Annotated in this window: 19 protein-coding genes and 1 pseudogene; 10 read left to right on the forward strand and 10 right to left on the reverse strand. The window is 63.2% G+C overall.

All coding sequences use genetic code 11. The features are described from left to right. Positions 1 to 210 (forward strand): annotated as a pseudogene (locus HBR94_RS28475) (hypothetical protein); the annotation flags it as partial. A gap of 441 nt (positions 211 to 651) precedes the next feature. Here the strand turns inward: HBR94_RS28475 and HBR94_RS16720 are convergent. From HBR94_RS16720 to HBR94_RS16755, 8 genes are all read right to left on the reverse strand, one after another. Continuing rightward, positions 652 to 1719 (reverse strand): NAD(P)-dependent alcohol dehydrogenase, encoded by a 1068-nt coding sequence (locus HBR94_RS16720; protein ID WP_170045221.1) that lies wholly within the window; start codon positions 1717 to 1719, stop codon positions 652 to 654. 131 nt (positions 1720 to 1850) lie between these two features. Then, complete coding sequence (locus tag HBR94_RS16725) at positions 1851 to 2357, reverse strand: GNAT family N-acetyltransferase (protein ID WP_057439041.1); 507 nt, start codon at positions 2355 to 2357, stop codon at positions 1851 to 1853. A 59-nt stretch (positions 2358 to 2416) separates the two neighbouring features. After that, positions 2417 to 3427 (reverse strand): cysteine synthase family protein, encoded by a 1011-nt coding sequence (locus HBR94_RS16730; protein WP_170045222.1) that lies wholly within the window; start codon positions 3425 to 3427, stop codon positions 2417 to 2419. Positions 3428 to 3464: 37 nt separating this feature from the next. Then, positions 3465 to 4586, reverse strand: a complete 1122-nt coding sequence (gene hisC, locus HBR94_RS16735; protein ID WP_170045223.1) for a histidinol-phosphate transaminase — start codon at positions 4584 to 4586, stop codon at positions 3465 to 3467. A gap of 14 nt (positions 4587 to 4600) precedes the next feature. After that, positions 4601 to 5992 carry an MATE family efflux transporter gene (locus HBR94_RS16740; RefSeq protein ID WP_115127967.1) on the reverse strand — a complete coding sequence of 464 codons (1392 nt, stop codon included), beginning with the start codon at positions 5990 to 5992 and terminating at the stop codon, positions 4601 to 4603. After that, positions 5980 to 6984 (reverse strand): hypothetical protein, encoded by a 1005-nt coding sequence (locus HBR94_RS16745; RefSeq protein WP_198792323.1) that lies wholly within the window; start codon positions 6982 to 6984, stop codon positions 5980 to 5982. Before HBR94_RS16745 ends, HBR94_RS16740 begins: the two co-directional genes overlap by 13 nt. Before the next feature lie 29 nt (positions 6985 to 7013). After that, positions 7014 to 8360 carry an alanine racemase gene (locus tag HBR94_RS16750; RefSeq protein ID WP_170045224.1) on the reverse strand — a complete coding sequence of 449 codons (1347 nt, stop codon included), beginning with the start codon at positions 8358 to 8360 and terminating at the stop codon, positions 7014 to 7016. 4 nt (positions 8361 to 8364) lie between these two features. Continuing rightward, positions 8365 to 10470 carry a TonB-dependent siderophore receptor gene (locus tag HBR94_RS16755; protein ID WP_170045225.1) on the reverse strand — a complete coding sequence of 702 codons (2106 nt, stop codon included), beginning with the start codon at positions 10468 to 10470 and terminating at the stop codon, positions 8365 to 8367. Positions 10471 to 10706: 236 nt separating this feature from the next. On the opposite strand from HBR94_RS16755, the gene HBR94_RS16760 reads away from it, so the two are divergent. After that, on the forward strand, positions 10707 to 11075 hold the full coding sequence (locus tag HBR94_RS16760) for a cupin domain-containing protein (protein ID WP_057439047.1): 369 nt from the start codon (positions 10707 to 10709) through the stop codon (positions 11073 to 11075). Here HBR94_RS16760 and HBR94_RS16765 read toward each other — a convergent pair. After that, the gene (locus HBR94_RS16765; RefSeq protein ID WP_076965184.1) at positions 11072 to 11635 is read right to left on the reverse strand and encodes an XRE family transcriptional regulator; all 564 of its coding nucleotides are present in this window, start codon (positions 11633 to 11635) and stop codon (positions 11072 to 11074) included. The genes HBR94_RS16760 and HBR94_RS16765 overlap by 4 nt on opposite strands. Before the next feature lie 92 nt (positions 11636 to 11727). Between HBR94_RS16765 and HBR94_RS16770 the strand changes: the two genes are divergently transcribed. The 7 genes from HBR94_RS16770 (at position 11728) to HBR94_RS16800 (ending at position 18833) form a co-directional block, all read left to right on the forward strand. Then, positions 11728 to 12627: a DMT family transporter gene (locus HBR94_RS16770; RefSeq protein WP_170045226.1), complete on the forward strand. Its 900-nt coding sequence runs from the start codon at positions 11728 to 11730 to the stop codon at positions 12625 to 12627. A 130-nt stretch (positions 12628 to 12757) separates the two neighbouring features. Further along, positions 12758 to 15685 carry a monovalent cation/H+ antiporter subunit A gene (locus HBR94_RS16775; RefSeq protein WP_170045227.1) on the forward strand — a complete coding sequence of 976 codons (2928 nt, stop codon included), beginning with the start codon at positions 12758 to 12760 and terminating at the stop codon, positions 15683 to 15685. Next, positions 15685 to 16029, forward strand: a complete 345-nt coding sequence (locus tag HBR94_RS16780) for a Na+/H+ antiporter subunit C (RefSeq protein WP_005789164.1) — start codon at positions 15685 to 15687, stop codon at positions 16027 to 16029. Before HBR94_RS16775 ends, HBR94_RS16780 begins: the two co-directional genes overlap by 1 nt. Continuing rightward, complete coding sequence (locus HBR94_RS16785) at positions 16026 to 17708, forward strand: monovalent cation/H+ antiporter subunit D (protein ID WP_170045228.1); 1683 nt, start codon at positions 16026 to 16028, stop codon at positions 17706 to 17708. Before HBR94_RS16780 ends, HBR94_RS16785 begins: the two co-directional genes overlap by 4 nt. Then, a complete protein-coding gene (locus tag HBR94_RS16790) occupies positions 17705 to 18193 on the forward strand; it encodes a Na+/H+ antiporter subunit E (RefSeq protein WP_057439052.1) in 489 nt (162 codons plus the stop codon). Before HBR94_RS16785 ends, HBR94_RS16790 begins: the two co-directional genes overlap by 4 nt. Beyond that, positions 18190 to 18468, forward strand: coding sequence for a K+/H+ antiporter subunit F (locus HBR94_RS16795; RefSeq protein ID WP_038440496.1), 279 nt, complete (start codon positions 18190 to 18192; stop codon positions 18466 to 18468). The genes HBR94_RS16790 and HBR94_RS16795 overlap by 4 nt, the downstream gene beginning before the upstream one ends. Further along, positions 18465 to 18833, forward strand: coding sequence for a Na+/H+ antiporter subunit G (locus tag HBR94_RS16800; RefSeq protein WP_057439053.1), 369 nt, complete (start codon positions 18465 to 18467; stop codon positions 18831 to 18833). The genes HBR94_RS16795 and HBR94_RS16800 overlap by 4 nt, the downstream gene beginning before the upstream one ends. A 136-nt stretch (positions 18834 to 18969) precedes the next feature. Here HBR94_RS16800 and HBR94_RS16805 read toward each other — a convergent pair whose 3' ends face one another. After that, the gene (locus HBR94_RS16805; protein WP_057439054.1) at positions 18970 to 19407 is read right to left on the reverse strand and encodes a DUF3995 domain-containing protein; all 438 of its coding nucleotides are present in this window, start codon (positions 19405 to 19407) and stop codon (positions 18970 to 18972) included. A 90-nt stretch (positions 19408 to 19497) separates the two neighbouring features. On the opposite strand from HBR94_RS16805, the gene HBR94_RS16810 reads away from it, so the two are divergent. Then, on the forward strand, positions 19498 to 19887 hold the full coding sequence (locus tag HBR94_RS16810; RefSeq protein ID WP_057439055.1) for a DUF2946 family protein: 390 nt from the start codon (positions 19498 to 19500) through the stop codon (positions 19885 to 19887). The last annotated feature ends 48 nt before the right edge of the window (positions 19888 to 19935 follow it).

The following is a 19935-nucleotide window of genomic DNA, read 5'->3' on the forward strand; positions in this document are numbered from 1 at the left end:
ACCCCGGCATCCATGCCGGGGTGCCCACTGCGCAATACCTGCCTGCGGCCATCGTGGTTTAACGGGGCGCCTGAGATCAAGATCAAAAGCCAGATCAAAAGCAGAGCAACAGCAACAGCAACAGCAAAGCTGGGGTGCGAAGCTGCATTCCCCTGTGGGAGCTGGCTTGCCTGCGATGGCGGTGTATCAGTCGATCAATGTATTGGCTGATACACCGCCATCGCAGGCAAGCCAGCTCCCACAAGTATATGCGCACGCCTCGACGATCAGGTCGGCTGTCAGGCCGCCTCGCTTTGCTTTTGATCTGAGGCGCCCCGTTAAACCACGCTGGCCGTCATCCGATTTTGATTTGGGGGGTAACCCGGCAGGACGCCGGGTTAGCCGCGCTGGGCCATGGATGGCCCATCGCGGCGGCCCCCCAAATCAATGTCGGATGACGGGCACACCGAGCCTAGGCGAGGTGCCGAGTGGTGGGGCAAGAGCGCTTTGCTTACTTTGGCGCTCTTCCAAAGTGAGCCGCCGTAAGGGCGGAACCAATAGCCGCCATAACCGCAACAACGGATATGTACACAACCCCAACAACCCAAAAAGAGCGCTGCGTAAAGACTCATGACCATCACAAACAACCCAGCGCCCACCGCCAGATTAAGGTCAGGCCGCCTGAATCTCGCGCTTGAGGCTGTCCATGTCGATCACAAAACGGTACTTCACATCGCCCTTGAGCATGCGCTCGTAGGATTCGTTGATGCCCTGGATATCAATCATCTCGATCTCCGAGACGATCCCGTGCCGGGCGCAGAAGTCCAGCATGTCCTGGGTCTCCTGGATGCCACCAATCAATGACCCCGCCAGGCTGCGGCGTTTGAAGATCAGGTTGAACACCGAAGGCGACGGGTGCGGGCTGTCTGGCGCGCCCACCAGGGTCATGGTGCCGTCGCGCTTGAGCAGGTTGAGGAACGCGTCCAGGTCATGGGGCGCGGCCACGGTGTTGAGGATGAAATCCAGGCTATTGGCGACCTTGGCCATTTCGTCCGGATTCTTCGACACCACCACTTCGTCAGCCCCCAGGCGCAGGCCGTCTTCGCGTTTGTTCGGCGAGGTGGTGAACAACACCACATGGGCGCCCATGGCATGGGCGATTTTCACCGCCGTATGGCCCAGGCCGCCGAGGCCGACCACGCCGACCTTCTGTCCAGGGCCGACCTTCCAATGGTGCAGCGGCGAGTAGGTGGTGATCCCGGCACACAGCAGCGGCGCCACGGCCGCCAATTGCGCCTCATCGTGGGAAATGCGCAGGACGAACTTCTCCTTGACCACGATATTGTCGGAATAGCCGCCAAAGGTGTTTTCACCGCCAAACACCGGGCCGTTGTAAGTGCCGGTAAAGCCGTTCTCGCAGTATTGCTCCTCGCCCTCGGCGCAGGATGCGCAGTGCTGGCAGCTGTCGACCATGCAGCCGACGCCGGCCAGGTCACCGACCTTGAAGCGGCTGACATTGGCCCCCACCGCCGTCACCCGGCCGACGATTTCATGGCCCGGCACCGATGGGTAGAGGGTGTTGTTCCACTCATTGCGCGCCGTGTGCAGGTCGGAGTGGCACACTCCGCAGTAGAGGATGTCGATTTGAACATCATCGGCCCCGGGGGCGCGGCGCTCGAAGGTAAAGGGTTTGAGGGCGTCCTTGGCGTCACGGGCGGCGTAGCTGTAAGTCTTGGCCATTGCGGTCACCTCTTTGCGTCGACATTGAAGGTCAGTTGACCAGCATAGCCGCCCAACCGTTCAACCCACGTAAATCGGCGGTAATTCAAACAAACACATACCCGCTCCCACACGAGCCCGCACGGATTACGTCAGTGAACAACCGCCCGGGTCACCAAAAAGCTCAGCAACTGCGGCTCATCATCCAGCTCGATGGCCTGCACCGGGCGCGGCAGGTTGTCCAATACGCTGCGCCAGAACGCCTGGGACGCCTCGTCCTGGTCATAGAACCGCACCAGCCAGTCCGTCTCGCCGCTGGTCAACACCTGGGTGGCCAGGGCGCGGCCTATGCCCTTGCGCCGATAGCGTTTCAAGATAAACAGGTCAGCCAGTTCCAGGGCATTGATCCCCGGCAGCTCGCTGCGCTCGATCAGCAGGAAACCGGCGATGTAACCGTCCACCAGCAGCAGATTGGCGCTCCATTGCGGCTCTTGCCAGTAGCGCGCCAGGTGTTCCTCGTGGATATAGAAACGGCCGTCCTGCTCGACGTCTTCCTGCTCCCAATCGGAGGATTCATAGGCATAAAACTGGTAGAGGTTGCAGATCAGTTCGGCCTGTTCAGGGCCGGTCTGGATCAGTTCGACAGTGGTGTCACTCATGGCGGGGCTCACGCAGGCGGGGCGCCACAGTAGCGAAGGCCGGCGCCCCAGGCAAGCCGCTAGGCTTGCTGTTTGACCTGGGGCAGCGCGCTCAACCATTGCTCGAGCTCACGATGAACCTGGGGCGCCAGCAGTTGCCGATCCGCCATCCATTGGTCGTTGAACACCGTGTCGAGGTATTTTTCGCCGCCATCGCACACCAGTGCCACGATCACGCTGTGGGCCGGGGCATGCCAGGCCTCGCGCAGGGCCTGGTAGATCACCCCGCCGGCCGAGCCGCCGAGCAGCAGACCGTAATGCCGCGCCAGGTAGCGCGCGGTTTCGAAGGCCTGGGCGTCGCTGACAGTCAGGCCTTTGTCGATCAACGCGTAGTCGACCACGGCGCCGATTTCTGCGCCCTCCGGGGTGCCGGTGCCGGACTGATGATACGGCGCAACGGGGCCGCCAAAGATCACCGAGCCGCAGGGTTCGACGCCGATCACCTGCAGGCCATGGGCATGGCGTTTCAAGGCACGCGCAGTGCCGCACAACGAGCCGCCGGTGCCCACGGCGCCCACCAGGTAGTGGATTTCATCGCCCAGCACTGCGCGCAATTCCGCTGCCAGTTGCGTGTAGCCATTGGCATTGGCCGGGTTGTGGTGCTGGCGGGTCCAGTAGGCGCCCTGCTCCGTGGCAATACGCTCGGCGGTAGCATCGCGGTCGGCGGTGGACAGCCCGCCACCGGGGTCGCCGACCCGCACCAACTGCGCACCAAAAGCCTGCATCGCCCGCAGTTTGTCGGGGCTGGCGTGTTCGTCGACCACGGCAGTGAAGCGGTAGCCGCGCTCGGCGGCCAGCAGCGCCAGGCCCAATCCGGTGTTGCCCGAGGTCGACTCGACAATCCGCCCACCCGGCTTGAGCTGCCCCGAGGCCTGCGCCTCGTCGAGCATCTGCCGGGCCATGCGGATCTTGGCGGTGCCGGTGGGGTTGAATTGTTCCAGCTTGAGCAGCACGCAGCTGCCGTTTTCAGTGACGCACAATTTGAGCAGCGGTGTATCGCCGATCAGTTCGGACAGGCAAGTCTTGATCATGACAACCTCTGGGCAGTATGAAAAACCGGCGCGGCGCTTACCCGGCCAGGGTCGCGACGGCGCGTTGCAGGCTGGCGAGAAACGCCTGGTTTTGCTGGGCCAGGCCCAGGGACACGCGGATAAAACTGGTGTATCCCGGCTCGCGCCAGGCCTTGACGATGATCCCGTCCTTGAGCAATTCGTCGACCACCTCCAAGGCGTTGCAAGCGGTGTCGATAAACAGGAAATTGGCCTGGGACGGCGCCACGCGAAAACCCGCAGCCTGCAACCCCTGGGTCAGGCGTTGGCGTTCGATGGCGACGAATTCGCGGCTGCGAATCACGTGTTGCGGGTCCAGCCAGGCGGCCTTGGCGGCCTCCTGGGCCGGTTGATTGACGTTGTACGGCGTGCGCACCCGGTGCAGCGCATCAATCAGGCTGCGGTGCGAAGCGATGCCATAGCCGATCCGCAGCCCCGCCAGCCCATACGCCTTGGAGAACGTGCGCAGAATGATCCACGGCCGCGACTGCGCGTCGAGGATCGCCAGGGCGTCAGCCGCGTCCTCGACGAATTCGAAATACGCCTCGTCGATCACCAACAAGGTGTCGGGGTGAGCGGCGGCGACCAGCGCCGTCAGTTCAGCGCTGGACAGCGCCGTGCCCACCGGATTGCAGGGGGTGCTCAGCATCAACAGCTTCGCCGGTTGCTCGAGGGCCGTGGCCCAGGCCTGCAGGTTAACGCTGAAATCCGGGTTGAGCGGCACCTTGTCCACCGTCGCGCCCATCATCAATGGCAGGCTTTCATGCAGGCTGAAACAGGGCTGCTGGGTCACCACCCGGTCCTCGGGATCGAGCAGCGCCAGGCACAACAGTTCGAGGATATTTTCCGAGCCGTTGCCGAGGATGACCCGCGCCGGGTCCACATCCAACTGGCCGCCGATCAGCTGCCGCAGGGCCCGGCCACTGGGGTCGGGGTAGCGTTCCAGCCCTGCCCCGCCATGATGCTCCAGCATCGCCGCAGCAGCCGGCGACATGCCCAGCGGGTTTTCGCAGTTGGACAGTTTGATCACCGTCGGCGTACCGAGCTGATGTGGATCGGCGCCCGGGTCGTACAGGGGCAAACGTCGCACGCTGGGGCGCACCAACGCCTCGACGCGGTGTGCAGGGTCGTCTTGATGCATGGAACACCTCCTTGTTATGACAGTGCGACGGCGCCCGCGCGGTCCAGCGCCTTGAGTTGCCGTTCAAACGAGACAATCAGCAGCAACGCGGTAGCCGCCAGGCCTATCGCCAATCCGGCCCACACGCCGAAGATCCCGTAAGGACTGACGATGCCCAGCAGCCAGGCAGCGGGCAGCCCCACCAGCCAGTAGCCGAACAGGGAAATGCGCAGCGGTCCCGCCGTATCGCCGATGCCGCGCAGGATGCCGTTGCCGATGTTCTGGCTGGCGTCGAACACCTGCAGGACGATGGCAATCAACAAACCGGTGGTGGCCAGGCGCACCGCATCCAGGTTGTTGGCGTGCTCGGTGCTGATAAACAGGCCGATGACCTGTTCGGGTAGCAACGCGTAAGGAATGGCAAACAGCAGCATGACCAGCACCCCAAGGCCCAGGCCCAGGCGCCCCAGTTGCCGCGCGCGCTGATACTGCCCGGTGCCGCAGGCCTCGCTGATATGGATCGAGGCGGCATGGGAGATGCCCGCAGAGAACATGAACACGATGTAGATGATCTGGTTAAGCACGGTCTGCGCCGCCAGCGCCTCCATGCCCAGGGTGCCGATCAGCAGGGTCAGTACGCTGAAGAACCCGGCCTCGCTGGCATAGGTCCCGGCAATCGGCAGCCCGAGCTTCCACACGGCCTTGATCGCCGCCGGCGAAAAGCGCAAGTGCGCCAGCTTGAAATAACCGGCCAGGCGCCGATGGGTCAGTACCACCGCGAAGAACATCAGGAACGACAGCAGGAACACCACGGCGCTGGTGATTGCCACCCCCGCCAGCCCGTAGGCCGGGACGCCGAACTTGCCGAACACCAGCACGTAGTTGAGCGCCGCCGTGAGGAAGATCGACACCAGGGTGATCGCCAGCAACGGCCCGGGGAATTTCAGGCCCACGGTAAAGTGGCGCAGCGCCTGGAACCACAGGCAAGGCAGCAGGCCAGGAGCAATGATCAGCAGGAAGTCCATGGCATTGGCCACCACGCTGGCATCCTGGCCCAGCCAGGTCAGCGGCTGGCGCAACCCCAGCAACACGCCCATAAACACCAGGCCGCTGACGGTCGCCCAGAACAGCCCCGCCACCAGCAACGCCCGCACCTGGGCTTCATCGCCCCGGGCATTGGCCTGGGCCACCAGGTTGCTGACGCCGGTGACCAGCCCGGTGCCGGTGGTGCGCAACTGGTTGAACAGCGCGATGGCCAGGCCACCGGCTGCCAGCTCCTTGGCACCCAGCATGCCGAGCACCACGATGTCGATGGTGGTCAGGGCCACATAGGCCAGGTTGGTCAGGATCAGGGGTAGCGCCAGCAACAGCAGAGCCCGGCTGTCGGCGCGCCAGGCGCCGGGTTGTGCGGCAGTCAGGCCGACCATAGTTGGACCCTCTGCCCACGGTTCTGCGTCAGGGCTCGGTCGGCCATCAAGCGCCCGAGGGCGACATCGGTCACCACCATGCCGCTGTTGTAGGCGAACACCACATCGTCGGGATGGCGGCGTGCGGGTGCCAGGCCCAGAAGGATGTCCGGCAGCTCGGCGTCCACCGCGGGCAGGCTGCCGTCGGCGGCCGCCAGGTCGGCGCTGGTGACTTGCATCTGCGCGGTGTCGGTAGCAATGCGGTAGTCGGCGCCATGCAATACGTCGGCGTCAATCCCATAGCCCACCAGCACCGCCACGGCGCCGGGCTTGAGCCAGGCCCGCTGCACTTGCTGGCGCGCCGAAAGCCCGGCGACGCCAAGGATGATATCGGCCTCGCCAGCCGCCGCCGGCAGGTCATCGACCACCACCACATCGCGCAGCGGGTAATGTTTGTGCAGGGTGTCTTGCACCGCGCGCAGGCCTTCGGCGTAGTGCCCGTAGACATACAAACGCTCCAGGTCCGGCATGGCCGCGAGCAACATGGGCAACGCCACCTGCCCCTGCACGCCGGTACCGACGACCAGGGCACTGCGGGCATTCGGGCAGGCGGCCCTGGCCATCAACGCCGAGGTGGCCGAGGTGCGCAACGGGCCGAGCTTGACCACGTCCATCAAGGCAATCGGGCGGCCGGTGCGGTCATCACACAGAAAGATAAACGAGTGGAATTGATAGGCATCGCGGGTGCGTTGCGGGTCATGCTCGTACACCACCTTGAAGCCCACGGTGTGGCTGGCGCCATCCCGGCCGACCATCGAGTAGCTGATGGAATGGCGGTCCATCGGTTCGACAATGGTCTTGAGCGGGTTCTGCGAGTCGCCATTGCGCAAGGCCTTGTACGCCTGCTCGACTACCTGCAGCACTTCACGGTAACTCACCCCCAGGTCTTCGAGCGCCGCCTGGGGCAGCACCCATAGGTCGGCGGGGGCAGCGGGTTTATTCAAACTGTTCACTCGAGGCTCCTTGTTGAGTGGCTTTACGATTAAGCCAGGCTGTCCAGCTTCCAGCGCAGGTGTGGGTTACGCAGCTCCAGCACCACTTTGTGTGGCAAGGGCGCTTCGTGAAAAGGCGACTCGTTGGAGTCCATCTGATAGCCGGCGGTATTGAGGTAGATAAGCAAGTCACCCGCCTGGATCGGGTAGTCGAAGGCGACTTTGCGCCAGGTCAGCATGTCCGACTCCAGGCAGGTGGCCCCGCCAATACACGCGACAAACGGCGACCGCGGCCGTGGCGAGGCCGGCAACAGCAGCGGGTCGGGTAGAAATTCGCTGTTGAACCACTGTTCGGAGAGGTTGAAGCTGCTGCCCTGCACAGTGACCTGGGCATAACCATCACTGGCCGTGCGGTCCTTGACGCCCTGCACGCGGAACACGCTGATACCGGCCTGGTCGAGCAAGGCGCGGCCGGGTTCGATAATCAGCCGCACGCCGTGCTCGATGACCTTTTGCGCCAGGCTCAGGCCGGGGCTGACGGGCGTGGCGAGGATATCGTCAAGGGCCTCGGCCCCCGCGCGCAGCGCGCCATAGGGATAGAAGCCGGCGAAGCCCTTGTCGTTGTGATAGCGCTCGGCGCAGTCCTCGGCCAGAAAGGCCTGCCACTGCGCCGGGTCGACATAGCGCACGGCAAAGCCACCCCCCAGGTTGACCGTGCGGCAGTTGTCCAGCTCGCTGGCCCGGCACAGGTCGACCAAGTGGCTGGCGACTTGTGCACGCTGGGCGGTGTCGTAGCCGCCCAGATGAAACGAGAAACCTTGCAAGTCCAGGTTCGCCGCGTGCTGGCGGCAGAACACCAGGGCCTGGTCGCACTCCCGTGGGTTGAGGCCGAAACGACTATGGGCCTGGCTGCTGGGGCAATAGCGCAACAACAGACGCGCACGTTGGCGCAGGGATAGCGCCAATTGCTGGATACGCAGCAGTTCCTCCAGCGAGTCCACCGCCAGCAGGCATTGATGACTCAGGCCCAGCCCGAGCAGTTGGTCGCTCTTACGTGGCCCGGACACGCCGATATCAGTGCCAGCCACCCCACCCGCCAAGGCCTTTTGCAACTCACCGACGCTGGCCACATCCACGCCAATCGCACACTGCGCGCAGGCCTGGATAAAACAGTTGGCCTTGTTGGCCTTTTTCGCAAACAACACGCTGCCGCGCACCTGGGCCTGGGTAAAGCTGTGCTGGAAGGCTTCGACATTGGCGTGAAAGACCTGTGGGCACACCAGATGCAGCGGCGAGCCGAGGCCATCGACCAACTCGGTCAACGTGCCCGCGTGCCGCTCAAGCAGGCGCTCGACCCACAGGTGGCGCAGGCCGGGCAATGAACTGGAATACGTCATGGTTCTAGAACTCGAACTTGGCCGACAGGAACACTTCGCGCTCGCGCCCCACATCCAGCCCGCCCAGGTAATAGGCGCTGGCGTAGTAGTACTTGTTGGTCAGGTTCTTGCCGTGCAAGCGATAGGTCACCGGGGTATCCGCCAGTTTCGAGCGGTAGCTGATACCGGCGTCGAGCAAGGTGTAGCTGGGGATGTAGCCGCTGTTCTGCGCATCCACCGGGCGGCTGCCGACATAGCTGAGGGTGCTGTCCAACGACAGGCCAGGCACAGCGGCCACGGTGTACAGGGCGCCGACCGCGCCTTTCCACTTGGGCACGTTCTCAGTGCGCTTGCCGTCCACGGTGACGTCATCCACATCTTCCATGCGCGTGGTCAGGTAGGCGGCGTTGGCGGTGAGGGTCAGGGCGTCGGTGACGCGATCGGATAGGGTCAGCTCGGCACCACGGTGGTGGTATTCGCCATTGCTCACATAGGTATTGCTGGTGTTCAGGTAACTGGCCTTGCGCCGGATATCGAACACCGCCAGGCCCAGGTTCAGGCGATCGTTAAGGTCCAACTTCAGGCCCACCTCGTATTGCTGGGACTCGATGGCGTCGGTGGGCTGGTTGGCGTTGGTCGCATGTTGGGGGGCGTAGTCGCCTTTTTCAAAGCCTTTGGAGTAGCTGACGTAAGTCATCACGCTGTCCCAGGGCCGGTAGATCAGCGCAGCGCTGGGCACAAACACGTCGTGGCTCTGCGAAGGCGCGGTGGCTGAGAGTTTATCCGCGCGGTACCAGATGTAACGCCCGCCCAACATCACCTGGAACTGTTCGGTAAGGGAAATCAGGTCGCTGGCGAAAACCGAGGTCTCCTTGATGGAGGACACAAAGTCCGTGGGCTGTTCCGAGCCGAAGTGCCACTTGGGCGGGTTGACCGGGTGACGGATATTACCCACCGAGACATCGCCAATGCCGATGCCTGGAGTGCCACTGTCGACCAAATCCCAGAACGGGCTGACGTCCTTGAACTGCTTGTAGCCGGTGCCGAAGAACACGTCGTGATAAATGTTGCCGGTGGCGAACTTGCCGGCCAGGTACGACTGCAGCGACCAGGTGCTGAACACTTCACCACGGGACACGTAAAAGTCGGCCGAGCCGATATCGCCGTTAGGCTTGATCCCGAACAGGTCGTTATAGCCGCCGTGGCGCTCGACCCGCGAGTAGTTGCCCTGGGTCACGGAGGTCCAGTTGTCATCCAGCTCGTACTCGAACTTGGCGTCGAGGTTGGCGCCTTCGGTCTGGTGACGGAACCAGGAGCCGGTCAATAGATCGCGGCGATTGACCTTGGGTGGCAGCACGTAGCTGGACGGGTCCAGAGGGTTGGCGCGGCCGCTCTGGTCGGCACGCAGCAATGGGTCGGCGACCGTGGACTTGCGCGACCAGTCGGCGTTCAACTGCAACAGGGCGCGGTCGCTCAGACGGAAGTCGGTGGCCAGGCCGATAAACTTGCGTTCCATGTCGCGGGCGTGATCGAAGTCGCCGTTTTTCTCGTAGCCGGCATTCAGGCGATAGCCAAAGGCGCCGTCGTTGAATGAATCGCTGGTATCAATCGCCACGTAGCGGCCGAGCAACGACGAGCCTTGCACGCTGACATTGAGCAGCGGCTCCAGGGTCGGGCGCTTGAGGATGTAGTTGATGGTGCCGCCCGGCGAGTTGAAACCGTAGAGGAAACCCGATGGGCCCTTGAGCACGTCGATGCGCTCGACGTTTTCCAGGGGTACGTCGTGGTGCGGGGCCAGGGTCAGGCCATCGCGGCGGATGGTGTTGAAGTTGTCCATGGCAAAGCCGCGCAGGCGGAAGTTGTCAAAGCCGCTGCCGCCCGACGAACTGAGCACCGAGGGGTCGAGGCTCAGCACATCCACGGCGGTGCGCGCGGAGCTGTCGGCGATGGTCTTGTTGGAATAACTCTGGATGGCCAGGGGGATTTCCATGGCGTCCTTGGCGCCGAAGCCACCGGCATTTACTTCCAGGGCCTTGTTCAGCGGCGCGCTGACTCGTATGGCTTCAAGCTCGGTGACCGATTCTTCGCGATCTTGCGCTGCAGCGGCAGGTAGACCGGTGAGCGACGACACCAAGCCCACCGCCAAAAATGTGGGAAACCGCGGAGCTATCCCGTGCAACTGGTTCATCTGCAATCCCTTGAGCCGAAAATAAGCGGGGCGATCTCAAGCGCGGCAACGCCTGAGAATCGTTATCAAGAGATACAATATAACGTTTCTTTTAAACTCACAATCGCACGATCATTCAATACTTGCTGCCGCGCTGCATTTAAGGTCTGGCCTTTCCCGGATCAACAGAGATAACGGACATGCCCTCCTATACCGCCATCAACTTTGCGCACAAATACAGCCTGTTCAGCGAGCAATGGACACCCAAGGTCGTCGCGCAGATGAACGACTACCAATTCAAGGTGGTGAAGATCGAAGGGGATTTTGTCTGGCACAGCCACGCGGACACCGACGAGACCTTTATCGTCCTCGAGGGCGCGCTGCGCATTGATTTTCGCGATGGCGCGGTACAGCTCGGGGCTGGCGAGATGTTCGTGGTGCCCAAAGGCATCGAGCACAAACCGTATGCCGAGGGAGAGGTGAAGCTGCTGCTGGTAGAACCCTGCGGCGTGCTGAACACTGGCGATCAGGGCGGCGAACGGACCCAGCGCAATGATGTGTGGATCTAGATCACCACGTTGCGGATAAAGCGCACCGCCACTGGCCCGTCATTGCGATAGGCATGGGGCTGATGGCTGGGGAACATAAAGAACTCGCCAGCGGCGATGGTGGTTTCGACGTCACCCACCACTAGGGTCAGGCTACCCTCGAACACGAACAACTGTTCGCTCCAGCCTTCCAGGTCGGGATCCGGACAATAGCGGTCGCCCGGTTCCAGGCGCCACTCCCACAGTTCCACCTCCCGCCGGGCGGTGGCCTTGGCCAGTAACACGGCCTTGCTGCCATCTATTTCACCGGCCCAGGCCAGTTCGTTGATGCGGCTGTGGTCACGGGCGTCAGGGGCCTGGATCAGGTCGCTGAAGGCCACGTCCAGGGCTTCGGCCACGCGGTCAAGGGTGGACAGGCTGACGTTCTTTTCACCGGCCTCGATGGCCACCAGCATGCGCCGGCTGACCCCGGACTTTTCCGCCAGGGCTGTCTGGCTCAGTTCGGCCGCATGGCGCAGGCGTCGAACGTTCTGGCTGACGTGCTGCAGGACCGAGGCCCGTTGCGGATTTTCTTTGTGCACTATATTGCTCACTCGGTGGGGTTGCGCAGTATACTGCCCAGCTGCGGCGCATTGTGCGTTCCGCGCCCTTCCTGTGCAAGACCAGAGCCGCCATGACCACCTCGACCGCCTCCCCGCTGTTTTCCCGCTTCAGCAAAGCCGAATGCGTGCTGGTGCTGATCACCATGATCTGGGGCGGTACGTTTATCCTGGTGCAACACGCCATGACCGTCAGCGGGCCGATGTTCTTCGTCGGCTTGCGTTTTGCCGCAGCGGCGCTGGTGGTCGGCCTGTTTTCCTGGCGCAACCTGCGCAGCCTGACCCTGTTCGAGCTCAAGGCGGGCGCCTTTATCGGCACGGCGATCATGTTTGGCTACGGCCTGCAAACCATTGGTCTGCAGACCATCCTCAGCAGCCAGTCGGCGTTTATCACCGCGCTCTACGTGCCGTTTGTGCCGCTGCTGCAGTGGCTGGTGCTGGGGCGGCGCCCGGGGTTGATGCCAAGCATCGGCATTATGCTGGCCTTCGCCGGCCTGATGCTGCTGACCGGCCCGGCCGGCGCATCACTGAATTTCAGCCCCGGGGAAATCGCCACGTTGATCGGCGCGATTGCGATTGCCGCCGAAATCATCCTGATCAGCGCGTATGCGGGCCAGGTGGATGTACGCCGGGTGACCGTGGTGCAACTGGCCACCGCCTCGCTGCTGTCGTTCCTGCTGGTAGTGCCCACCGGCGAGGCATTGCCGGGCTTTTCCTGGGTGTTGCTGTTCAGCGCCATCGGCCTGGGCTTGACCAGTGCGGTGATCCAATTGGCGATGAACTGGGCGCAGAAAAGCGTCTCGCCGACCCGTGCCACCCTGATTTATGCCGGCGAGCCGGTGTGGGCCGGGGTGATCGGGCGGATTGCCGGTGAGCGCTTCCCGCCGATGGCCATGGTGGGGGCGGTGTTGATTGTGGCGGCGGTGATTGTCAGTGAGATCAAGACGCGAGAGCGCAAGCCCGTCTCCCTGTAGGAGCCCGCACCTACACCGCGACAGATAGGCATTTTCGGTCCATCTTGTAGGATCCTGCCACAGGTTGCCGTTTGGTAATCCGGTTTCCGGCACGTATGATGCATCCCAAACCACCGCAGATTAGAAGCCTATGTCCCTGATAGTTCTACTGCTTCTGCCTTTTATCGGCAGCTGTCTGGCGGCCTTGCTGCCGCACAACGCACGTAATACTGAATCCCTGCTGGCCGGCCTTGTGGCCCTGGTCGGTACTGTACAAGTCGCCCTGCTCTACCCCCAGATCGCCGACGGTGGCGTGATCCGCGAAGAATTCTCCTGGGTGCCCGGCCTGGGTCTGGACTTCGTGTTGCGCATGGATGGCTTTGCCTGGTTGTTCTCGATGCTGGTGTTGGGCATCGGTAGCCTGGTGTCTTTGTACGCCCGTTATTACATGTCGCCGGATGACCCGGTGCCGCGTTTCTTCGCGTTTTTTCTGGCGTTCATGGGCGCGATGCTCGGGTTGGTGATCTCCGGCAACCTGATCCAGATTGTGTTTTTCTGGGAGCTGACCAGCCTGTTCTCGTTCCTGCTGATCGGCTATTGGCACCACCGTTCCGATGCGCGCCGGGGTGCCTATATGGCGCTGATGGTCACCGGTGCGGGTGGTTTGTGCCTGCTGGCGGGGGTCATGCTGCTCGGCCATGTCGTCGGCAGTTACGATCTGGACCAGGTGCTCGCCGCCGGTGACCAGATCCGTGCCCACTCCCTCTACCCCGTCCTGTTGACGCTGATCCTGATCGGCGCCCTGAGCAAAAGCGCGCAATTCCCCTTCCACTTCTGGCTCCCCCACGCCATGGCTGCACCGACCCCCGTGTCGGCCTACCTGCATTCGGCCACGATGGTGAAAGCCGGCGTGTTCCTGCTGGCCCGCCTGTGGCCCTCGCTGTCGGGTAGCGAAGAGTGGTTCTGGATGGTCGGCGGTGCCGGCGCCCTGACCCTGTTGCTCGGCGCGTATTGCGCGATGTTCCAGAACGACCTCAAGGGCCTGTTGGCCTACTCGACCATCAGCCACCTGGGCCTGATTACCCTGCTACTGGGCCTCAACAGCCCGTTGGCCGCCGTCGCGGCCGTGTTCCATATCCTTAACCACGCCACGTTCAAGGCCTCGCTGTTCATGGCCGCCGGCATCATCGACCACGAAAGCGGCACCCGTGATATCCGCAAGCTCAGCGGCCTGGTGCGCCTGATCCCGTTTACCGCGACCCTGGCCATGGTGGCCAGCGCCTCCATGGCCGGGGTGCCGTTGCTCAACGGTTTCCTGTCCAAAGAGATGTTCTTCGCCGAAACTGTGTTTATCTCCTCGACCCAGTGGGTAGAAATCGCCCTGCCGGTGATTGCGACCATCGCCGGCACCTTCAGCGTGGCCTATGCCCTGCGCTTCACCGTGGATGTATTCTTCGGCCCGGCTGCCACCGACCTGCCGCACACGCCCCACGAACCGCCACGCTGGATGCGTGCGCCGGTCGAGCTGCTGGTGTTTACCTGCCTGCTGGTGGGGATCTTCCCGGCCCAGGTAGTGGGCTCGATCCTCGCCGCCGCCGCCCTGCCGGTGGTCGGCGGCGTGTTGCCCGAGTACAGCCTGGCGATCTGGCACGGCTGGAACGCCCCGATGATCATGAGCCTGGTGGCCATGACCGGCGGTGTGGTCCTGTACCTGCTGCTGCGCAAGCAACTCAAGCGCGGACGCTTCAAGTACCCGCCGATCATCAGCTACTTCAACGGCAAGCGCATGTTCGAGCGCTGCCTGGTGGTGATGATGCGTGGCGTGCGCAAGATTGAAAAACACATCAGCACCAAGCGCCTGCAGACCCAGTTGTTCCTGCTGGTGCTGGTGGCGGTGATTGCCGGGATGATCCCCATGCTGGGCAGCAGCCTGAGCTGGGGCGACCGGCCGAAAATCCCGGGTTCCATCGTGTTCGTCACCCTGTGGCTGTTGGCGATCACCTGCGCCCTGGGCGCCGCGTGGCAAGCCAAGTACCACCGGCTGGCAGCCCTGACCATGGTCAGCGTGTGCGGCCTGATGACCTGCGTGACTTTTGTCTGGTTCTCCGCACCGGACCTGGCATTGACGCAACTGGTGGTCGAGGTGGTGACGACGGTCCTGATCCTGCTGGGCCTGCGCTGGCTGCCACGGCGGATCGAAGAAGTCTCGCCACTCCCGAGTTCGTTGCGCAAGGCGCGCATCCGACGCTTGCGCGACTTGCTGCTGTCGACCGTGGTCGGTGGCGGCATGGCGCTGTTGTCCTACGCGATGCTGACGCGCCAGACCCCCAACGATATTTCTTCGTTCTACCTCAGCCGCGCCCTGCCTGAAGGCGGCGGCAGCAATGTGGTAAATGTGATGCTCGTGGACTTCCGGGGCTTCGATACCCTGGGCGAGATCACTGTGCTGGGCGCCGTAGCCCTGACCGTCTATGCACTGCTACGCCGCTTCCGTCCGCCCAAGGAAAGCGAGCAACTGCCCGCGCAACAGCGACTGTTGGCGCCGGATGTGGACACCGATCTGGTCAACCCACGCCAGGCCAGCGACACCGCCCTGGGCTTTATGATGGTGCCCGCGGTGCTGGTGCGCCTGCTGCTGCCGATTGCCCTGGTGGTGTCGTTCTATCTGTTTATGCGCGGCCACAACCAGCCGGGCGGCGGCTTTGTCGCCGGGCTGGTGATGTCGGTGGCGTTTATCCTGCAATACATGGTCGCCGGTACCCAATGGATCGAGGCGCAGATGAATCTGCGGCCGATGCGCTGGATGGGCTTTGGCTTGCTGTCGGCGACGCTGACCGGGCTGGGGGCGCTGTTTTTCGGCTACCCGTTCCTCACCACCCACACCCTGCACATGAGCTTGCCGGTGTTGGGCGACATCCATATCGCCAGCGCGCTGTTCTTCGACGTCGGCGTGTACGCCATGGTGGTCGGCTCGACCCTGCTGATGCTCACCGCCCTCGGCCACCAATCGGTACGGGCCCATAAACCCGGCAACCAGGCGAAAGCCGCCGCCACGCCACCACAAGGAGCTGCTGCCTGATGGAAGAAGTCATCGCAATTGCCATTGGGGTCCTGGCGGCCTCCGGCGTCTGGCTGGTGCTGCGGCCACGGACGTTCCAGGTGGTGATGGGCCTGTGCCTGTTGTCCTATGGGGTCAACCTGTTCATCTTCAGCATGGGCAGCCTGTTTATCGGCAAGGAGCCGATCATCAAGGACGGCGTGCCCCAGGATCTGCTCAATTACACCGATCCCCTGCCCCAGGCCCTGGTGCTGACGGCGATTGTGATCAGCTTCGCCATGACCGCGCTGTTCCTAGTGGTGCTGCTGGCGTCCCGGGGCCTGACCGGCACTGACCATGTGGACGGCCGGGAGCCCAAGGAATGAGCTGGATGAACCAACTGATCATCGCGCCGATCCTGCTGCCGTTGCTGACCGCTGCGCTGATGATGATGCTGGGCGAGAAACACCGCCCGCTCAAGGCCAAGATCAACCTGCTGTCGAGCATGACCGGCCTGGGCATCGCGATGTTGATGCTGTACTGGACGCAAAAAGGCGGCCCTGCCTCCATTGGCGTGTACCTGCCGGGCAACTGGCAGGTGCCGTTCGGCATCGTGCTGGTGGTGGACCAACTGTCGGCCCTGATGCTGGTGCTCACCGGGATCATCGGCGTCAGCGCCCTGCTGTTTGCCATGGCCCGCTGGGACCGTGCCGGCACCAGCTTCCATGCGTTGTTCCAGATCCAGTTGATGGGCCTCTACGGGGCCTTCCTCACCGCCGACCTGTTCAACCTGTTCGTGTTCTTCGAGGTACTGCTGGCCGCATCCTACGGCCTGATGCTGCACGGTTCGGGCCGGGCGCGGGTGTCGTCGGGACTGCATTACATCTCGATCAACCTGCTGGCTTCGTCGCTGTTCCTGATTGGCGCGGCGCTGATCTACGGGGTCACCGGCACCCTGAATTTCGCTGACCTGGCGCTGAAGATCCCGCTGGTGCCAGAAGCCGATCGCGGCCTGCTGCATGCCGGCGCGGCGATCCTCGCCACAGCGTTCCTGGCCAAGGCCGGGATGTGGCCGCTGAATTTCTGGCTGGCGCCGGCCTACTCCTCGGCCAGTGCGCCGGTGGCGGCGATGTTTGCGATCATGACCAAGGTCGGCGTGTACACCGTGTTGCGCCTGTGGACCCTGCTGTTTTCCGGGCAGGCCGGCGCCTCGGCGCTGTTTGGCGGTGACTGGCTGGTGTACGGCGGCATGGCCACCATCCTCTGCGCCGCCCTGGCGATGCTTGCCGCCCAACGCCTGGAGCGCATGGCCAGCCTGAGTATCCTGGTCTCGGCCGGCATCCTCCTGTCGGCGGTGGGTTTTGCCCAGCCCAACCTGACCGCCGGCGCGCTGTTTTACCTGGTCAGCTCGACCCTGGCCCTGAGCGCGCTGTTCCTGCTGGCTGAACTGATCGAGCGCTCGCGCTCGGCCAATGAGCTGCCCCTGGACGATGAAATCGAAGTGTTGCCACGGCCGGTGGAATCTCTGCATCCACCCAAGGGTACCAACCTCGACGATGAGCAAAAGGCCGTAGTCGGCCAGGTCATCCCGTGGACCATGGCCTTCCTCGGCCTGAGCTTTATTGCCTGCGCCCTGCTGATCATCGGCATGCCGCCGCTGTCAGGGTTTATCGGCAAGCTCAGCCTGCTCAGTGCGCTGGTCAACCCGCTGGGCCTGGGCCATGCCGTGACGGAGCCGATCCGCCCGGCAGCCTGGGGCCTGTTCGCGCTGCTGATCTTCTCGGGCCTGGCCTCGCTGATCGCCTTTGCGCGGCTGGGCATCCAGCGCTTCTGGACCCCGGAAGAACGGCCTTCGCCGCTGCTGCGCCGCTTTGAGTGCATACCGATCTTCGTCTTGCTCGGCCTGGCGATTGGCCTGACCTTCAAGGCGGAAATGCTCATGCGCTTTACCCAGGACACCGCCAACAGCCTGAACAATCCCGAGCACTACGTGATGGCCGTCATGGCCACCCGCCCGGTGTCGGGCCCGCAAGCCCAGGCCGCCGCCGTGGAGGTGCAGCCATGAAACGCCTGTTCCCTGCCCCGTGGCTGTCATTGGCACTGTGGGTGCTGTGGCTGTTGCTGAACCTGTCGATCAGCCCCGGCAACCTGTTGCTGGGGGCGATCCTCGGCATCCTCGCTCCGCTGATGATGGCGCCGCTGCGCCCGCTGCCGGTACGGATCCGTCGCCCAGGGGTGATCATTCGCCTGTTCTTCCTGGTCGGCCGCGATGTCATCATCTCCAACCTGCACGTGGCCTGGGGCGTCTTGACCTGCGGCTCGCGGCCGCCGCGCTCGCGCTTTGTAAAAATCCCCCTGGACCTGCGCGACGCCAACGGCCTGGCTGTGCTGTCGATGATCACCAGCGTGACCCCCGGCACCGTGTGGTCGGAGCTGGCCCTGGACCGCAGCATCCTGTTGCTGCACGTGTTCGACCTGGATGACGACGCGCAGTTTATCGAGCACTTCAAGCAGGCCTACGAGCGGCCCCTGATGGAGATCTTCGAATGAGTGCCCTGCTCGCCAATGCGATCCTGCTCAGCCTGTTCCTGTTTTCCCTGGCCATGGTCCTGACCCTGGTGCGCCTGTTCAAGGGTCCTTCGGCCCAGGACCGGGTCCTCGCCCTGGATTACCTGTATATCCTGGCCATGCTGATGATGTTGGTGCTGGGCATACGCTACGCCAGTGACACCTACTTCGAAGCGGCACTGTTGATTGCGCTGTTCGGCTTTGTCGGCTCGTTTGCCTTGGCCAAATTCCTGCTGCGTGGGGAGGTGATCGAATGATCAATGTCAGTGAACTGCCACTGTGGGTGGAAATCCTCGTGGCGATCCTGCTGGTGCTCAGCAGCCTGTTTGCGCTGATTGGCGCCATCGGGCTGTTGCGCATGAAGGACTTTTTCCAGCGCATGCACCCGCCGGCACTGGCCTCGACCCTGGGCGCCTGGTGCGTGGCGCTGGCGTCGATTATCTACTTCTCGACCCTCAAGTCCGGGCCGGTGCTGCATGGCTGGCTGATCCCGATCCTGCTGTCGATCACGGTGCCGGTGACCACCTTGTTGCTGGCGCGCACGTCGCTGTTCCGCAAGCGCATGGCGGGGGAAAATGTACCGGCCGAGGTCAGCAGTCGCAGGACTGACAGCGGTAGCTGATCCCTCTGAATATACGCGCTAAACAATGTGGGAGCGGGCTTGCTCGCGAAAGTGGTGGGCCAGTCAAATATTTACCAACTGATCCACCGCTTTCGCGAGCAAGCCCGCTCCCACATTTGGCCCTGCATACCGTCAATCAGGCCCAGGCCACGACCAACAGCCCAGTCCCCAGCATCAGGCACAGCGGCGAATAGAAAAACGTATCCAGCCGCGCAAACCGCGACCCGCCGACTTTCTTGAAGAACCCCACCAGCTCCGAATCACCAATCGCCCGCGCAAACATGATCAAGGCAATCGCGCTGATGCCCCACTGCAGGGCCTGATGCCCCACTGGCTGGAAAAACAGCCCCGCCCGCAGGCTTACCAACAAGGCAATCAGCACCAACCCCACCGCCACCAGGAAGGTGCCCAGCGCTGACGGTTTGAACGCCGGTCGCGGCCCGCTGGCGAACTCGCCGGGCAGTTGCGGGATCGCCGCCGTGCTGCCTAGCTTGCCGCCTGCGGCCCAGTACACATGGACCATGCTGATAAACGCAAAGACCCCGACGACCCACCTCGCAATAACAAAGCTCATGGCTGGACACCCCTGGAAAAGTGCGAGAAAGGATAGTCCTTTTCAGATTTTTTGCAGGGTTTTAGTCGTCTGATGTTAAAGTGCCGGCCCATGAAACTCGCCCGTGCCGACCGCTCGTTGATTGCCTGGATGCTCTATGGCTGCGTCCTGTTCAACGTGTTCGCCTGCAGTATTGGTCATGGGCAAATGGTCGGCATGCAGCTCAACGGCATTGGCGGCCAGTTCTGTACGGTAGACCCGCGCACCCAGGCGCCAGCCCCCGTCAATACGGGCGATGAGTCGCTGCCCACGCTGTCCAAGGCCTTCGGTTGCCCGCTGTGTTCCACCGGCGGCATGGGCCCGGCGCTCAACTCCAGCCTTAACGTCGCGGTCCTTCCCCAGCCCCATGCGCCACCTCCGGCGGTGGTGCTCACCGCTGACATTCCCACCCGTTTTACCTGGCCTGCGGCTAATCCGCGCGCCCCGCCCGCCTACGCCTGATACCTGCGCTTTTTGATCCGCACACCGCGCAGCTTCCCCCGGGAAGCG

Origin of the sequence: Pseudomonas sp. WS 5412 (assembly GCF_012985615.1) — a bacterium.
Lineage (GTDB): Bacteria > Pseudomonadota > Gammaproteobacteria > Pseudomonadales > Pseudomonadaceae > Aquipseudomonas > Aquipseudomonas shahriarae.

What these genes read in the sequence shown, in the direction of transcription:
- HBR94_RS16720 (WP_170045221.1), bottom strand. Translation starts at nt 1,719, where the DNA reads ATGGCCAAGACTTACAGCTACGCCGCCCGTGACGCCAAGGACGCCCTC.
- HBR94_RS16725 (WP_057439041.1), bottom strand. Translation starts at nt 2,357, where the DNA reads ATGAGTGACACCACTGTCGAACTGATCCAGACCGGCCCTGAACAGGCC.
- HBR94_RS16730 (WP_170045222.1), bottom strand. Translation starts at nt 3,427, where the DNA reads ATGATCAAGACTTGCCTGTCCGAACTGATCGGCGATACACCGCTGCTC.
- hisC (WP_170045223.1), bottom strand. Translation starts at nt 4,586, where the DNA reads ATGCATCAAGACGACCCTGCACACCGCGTCGAGGCGTTGGTGCGCCCC.
- HBR94_RS16740 (WP_115127967.1), bottom strand. Translation starts at nt 5,992, where the DNA reads ATGGTCGGCCTGACTGCCGCACAACCCGGCGCCTGGCGCGCCGACAGC.
- HBR94_RS16750 (WP_170045224.1), bottom strand. Translation starts at nt 8,360, where the DNA reads ATGACGTATTCCAGTTCATTGCCCGGCCTGCGCCACCTGTGGGTCGAG.
- HBR94_RS16760 (WP_057439047.1), top strand. Translation starts at nt 10,707, where the DNA reads ATGCCCTCCTATACCGCCATCAACTTTGCGCACAAATACAGCCTGTTC.
- HBR94_RS16770 (WP_170045226.1), top strand. Translation starts at nt 11,728, where the DNA reads ATGACCACCTCGACCGCCTCCCCGCTGTTTTCCCGCTTCAGCAAAGCC.
- HBR94_RS16775 (WP_170045227.1), top strand. Translation starts at nt 12,758, where the DNA reads ATGTCCCTGATAGTTCTACTGCTTCTGCCTTTTATCGGCAGCTGTCTG.
- HBR94_RS16780 (WP_005789164.1), top strand. Translation starts at nt 15,685, where the DNA reads ATGGAAGAAGTCATCGCAATTGCCATTGGGGTCCTGGCGGCCTCCGGC.
- HBR94_RS16785 (WP_170045228.1), top strand. Translation starts at nt 16,026, where the DNA reads ATGAGCTGGATGAACCAACTGATCATCGCGCCGATCCTGCTGCCGTTG.
- HBR94_RS16790 (WP_057439052.1), top strand. Translation starts at nt 17,705, where the DNA reads ATGAAACGCCTGTTCCCTGCCCCGTGGCTGTCATTGGCACTGTGGGTG.
- HBR94_RS16795 (WP_038440496.1), top strand. Translation starts at nt 18,190, where the DNA reads ATGAGTGCCCTGCTCGCCAATGCGATCCTGCTCAGCCTGTTCCTGTTT.
- HBR94_RS16800 (WP_057439053.1), top strand. Translation starts at nt 18,465, where the DNA reads ATGATCAATGTCAGTGAACTGCCACTGTGGGTGGAAATCCTCGTGGCG.
- HBR94_RS16805 (WP_057439054.1), bottom strand. Translation starts at nt 19,407, where the DNA reads ATGAGCTTTGTTATTGCGAGGTGGGTCGTCGGGGTCTTTGCGTTTATC.
- HBR94_RS16810 (WP_057439055.1), top strand. Translation starts at nt 19,498, where the DNA reads ATGAAACTCGCCCGTGCCGACCGCTCGTTGATTGCCTGGATGCTCTAT.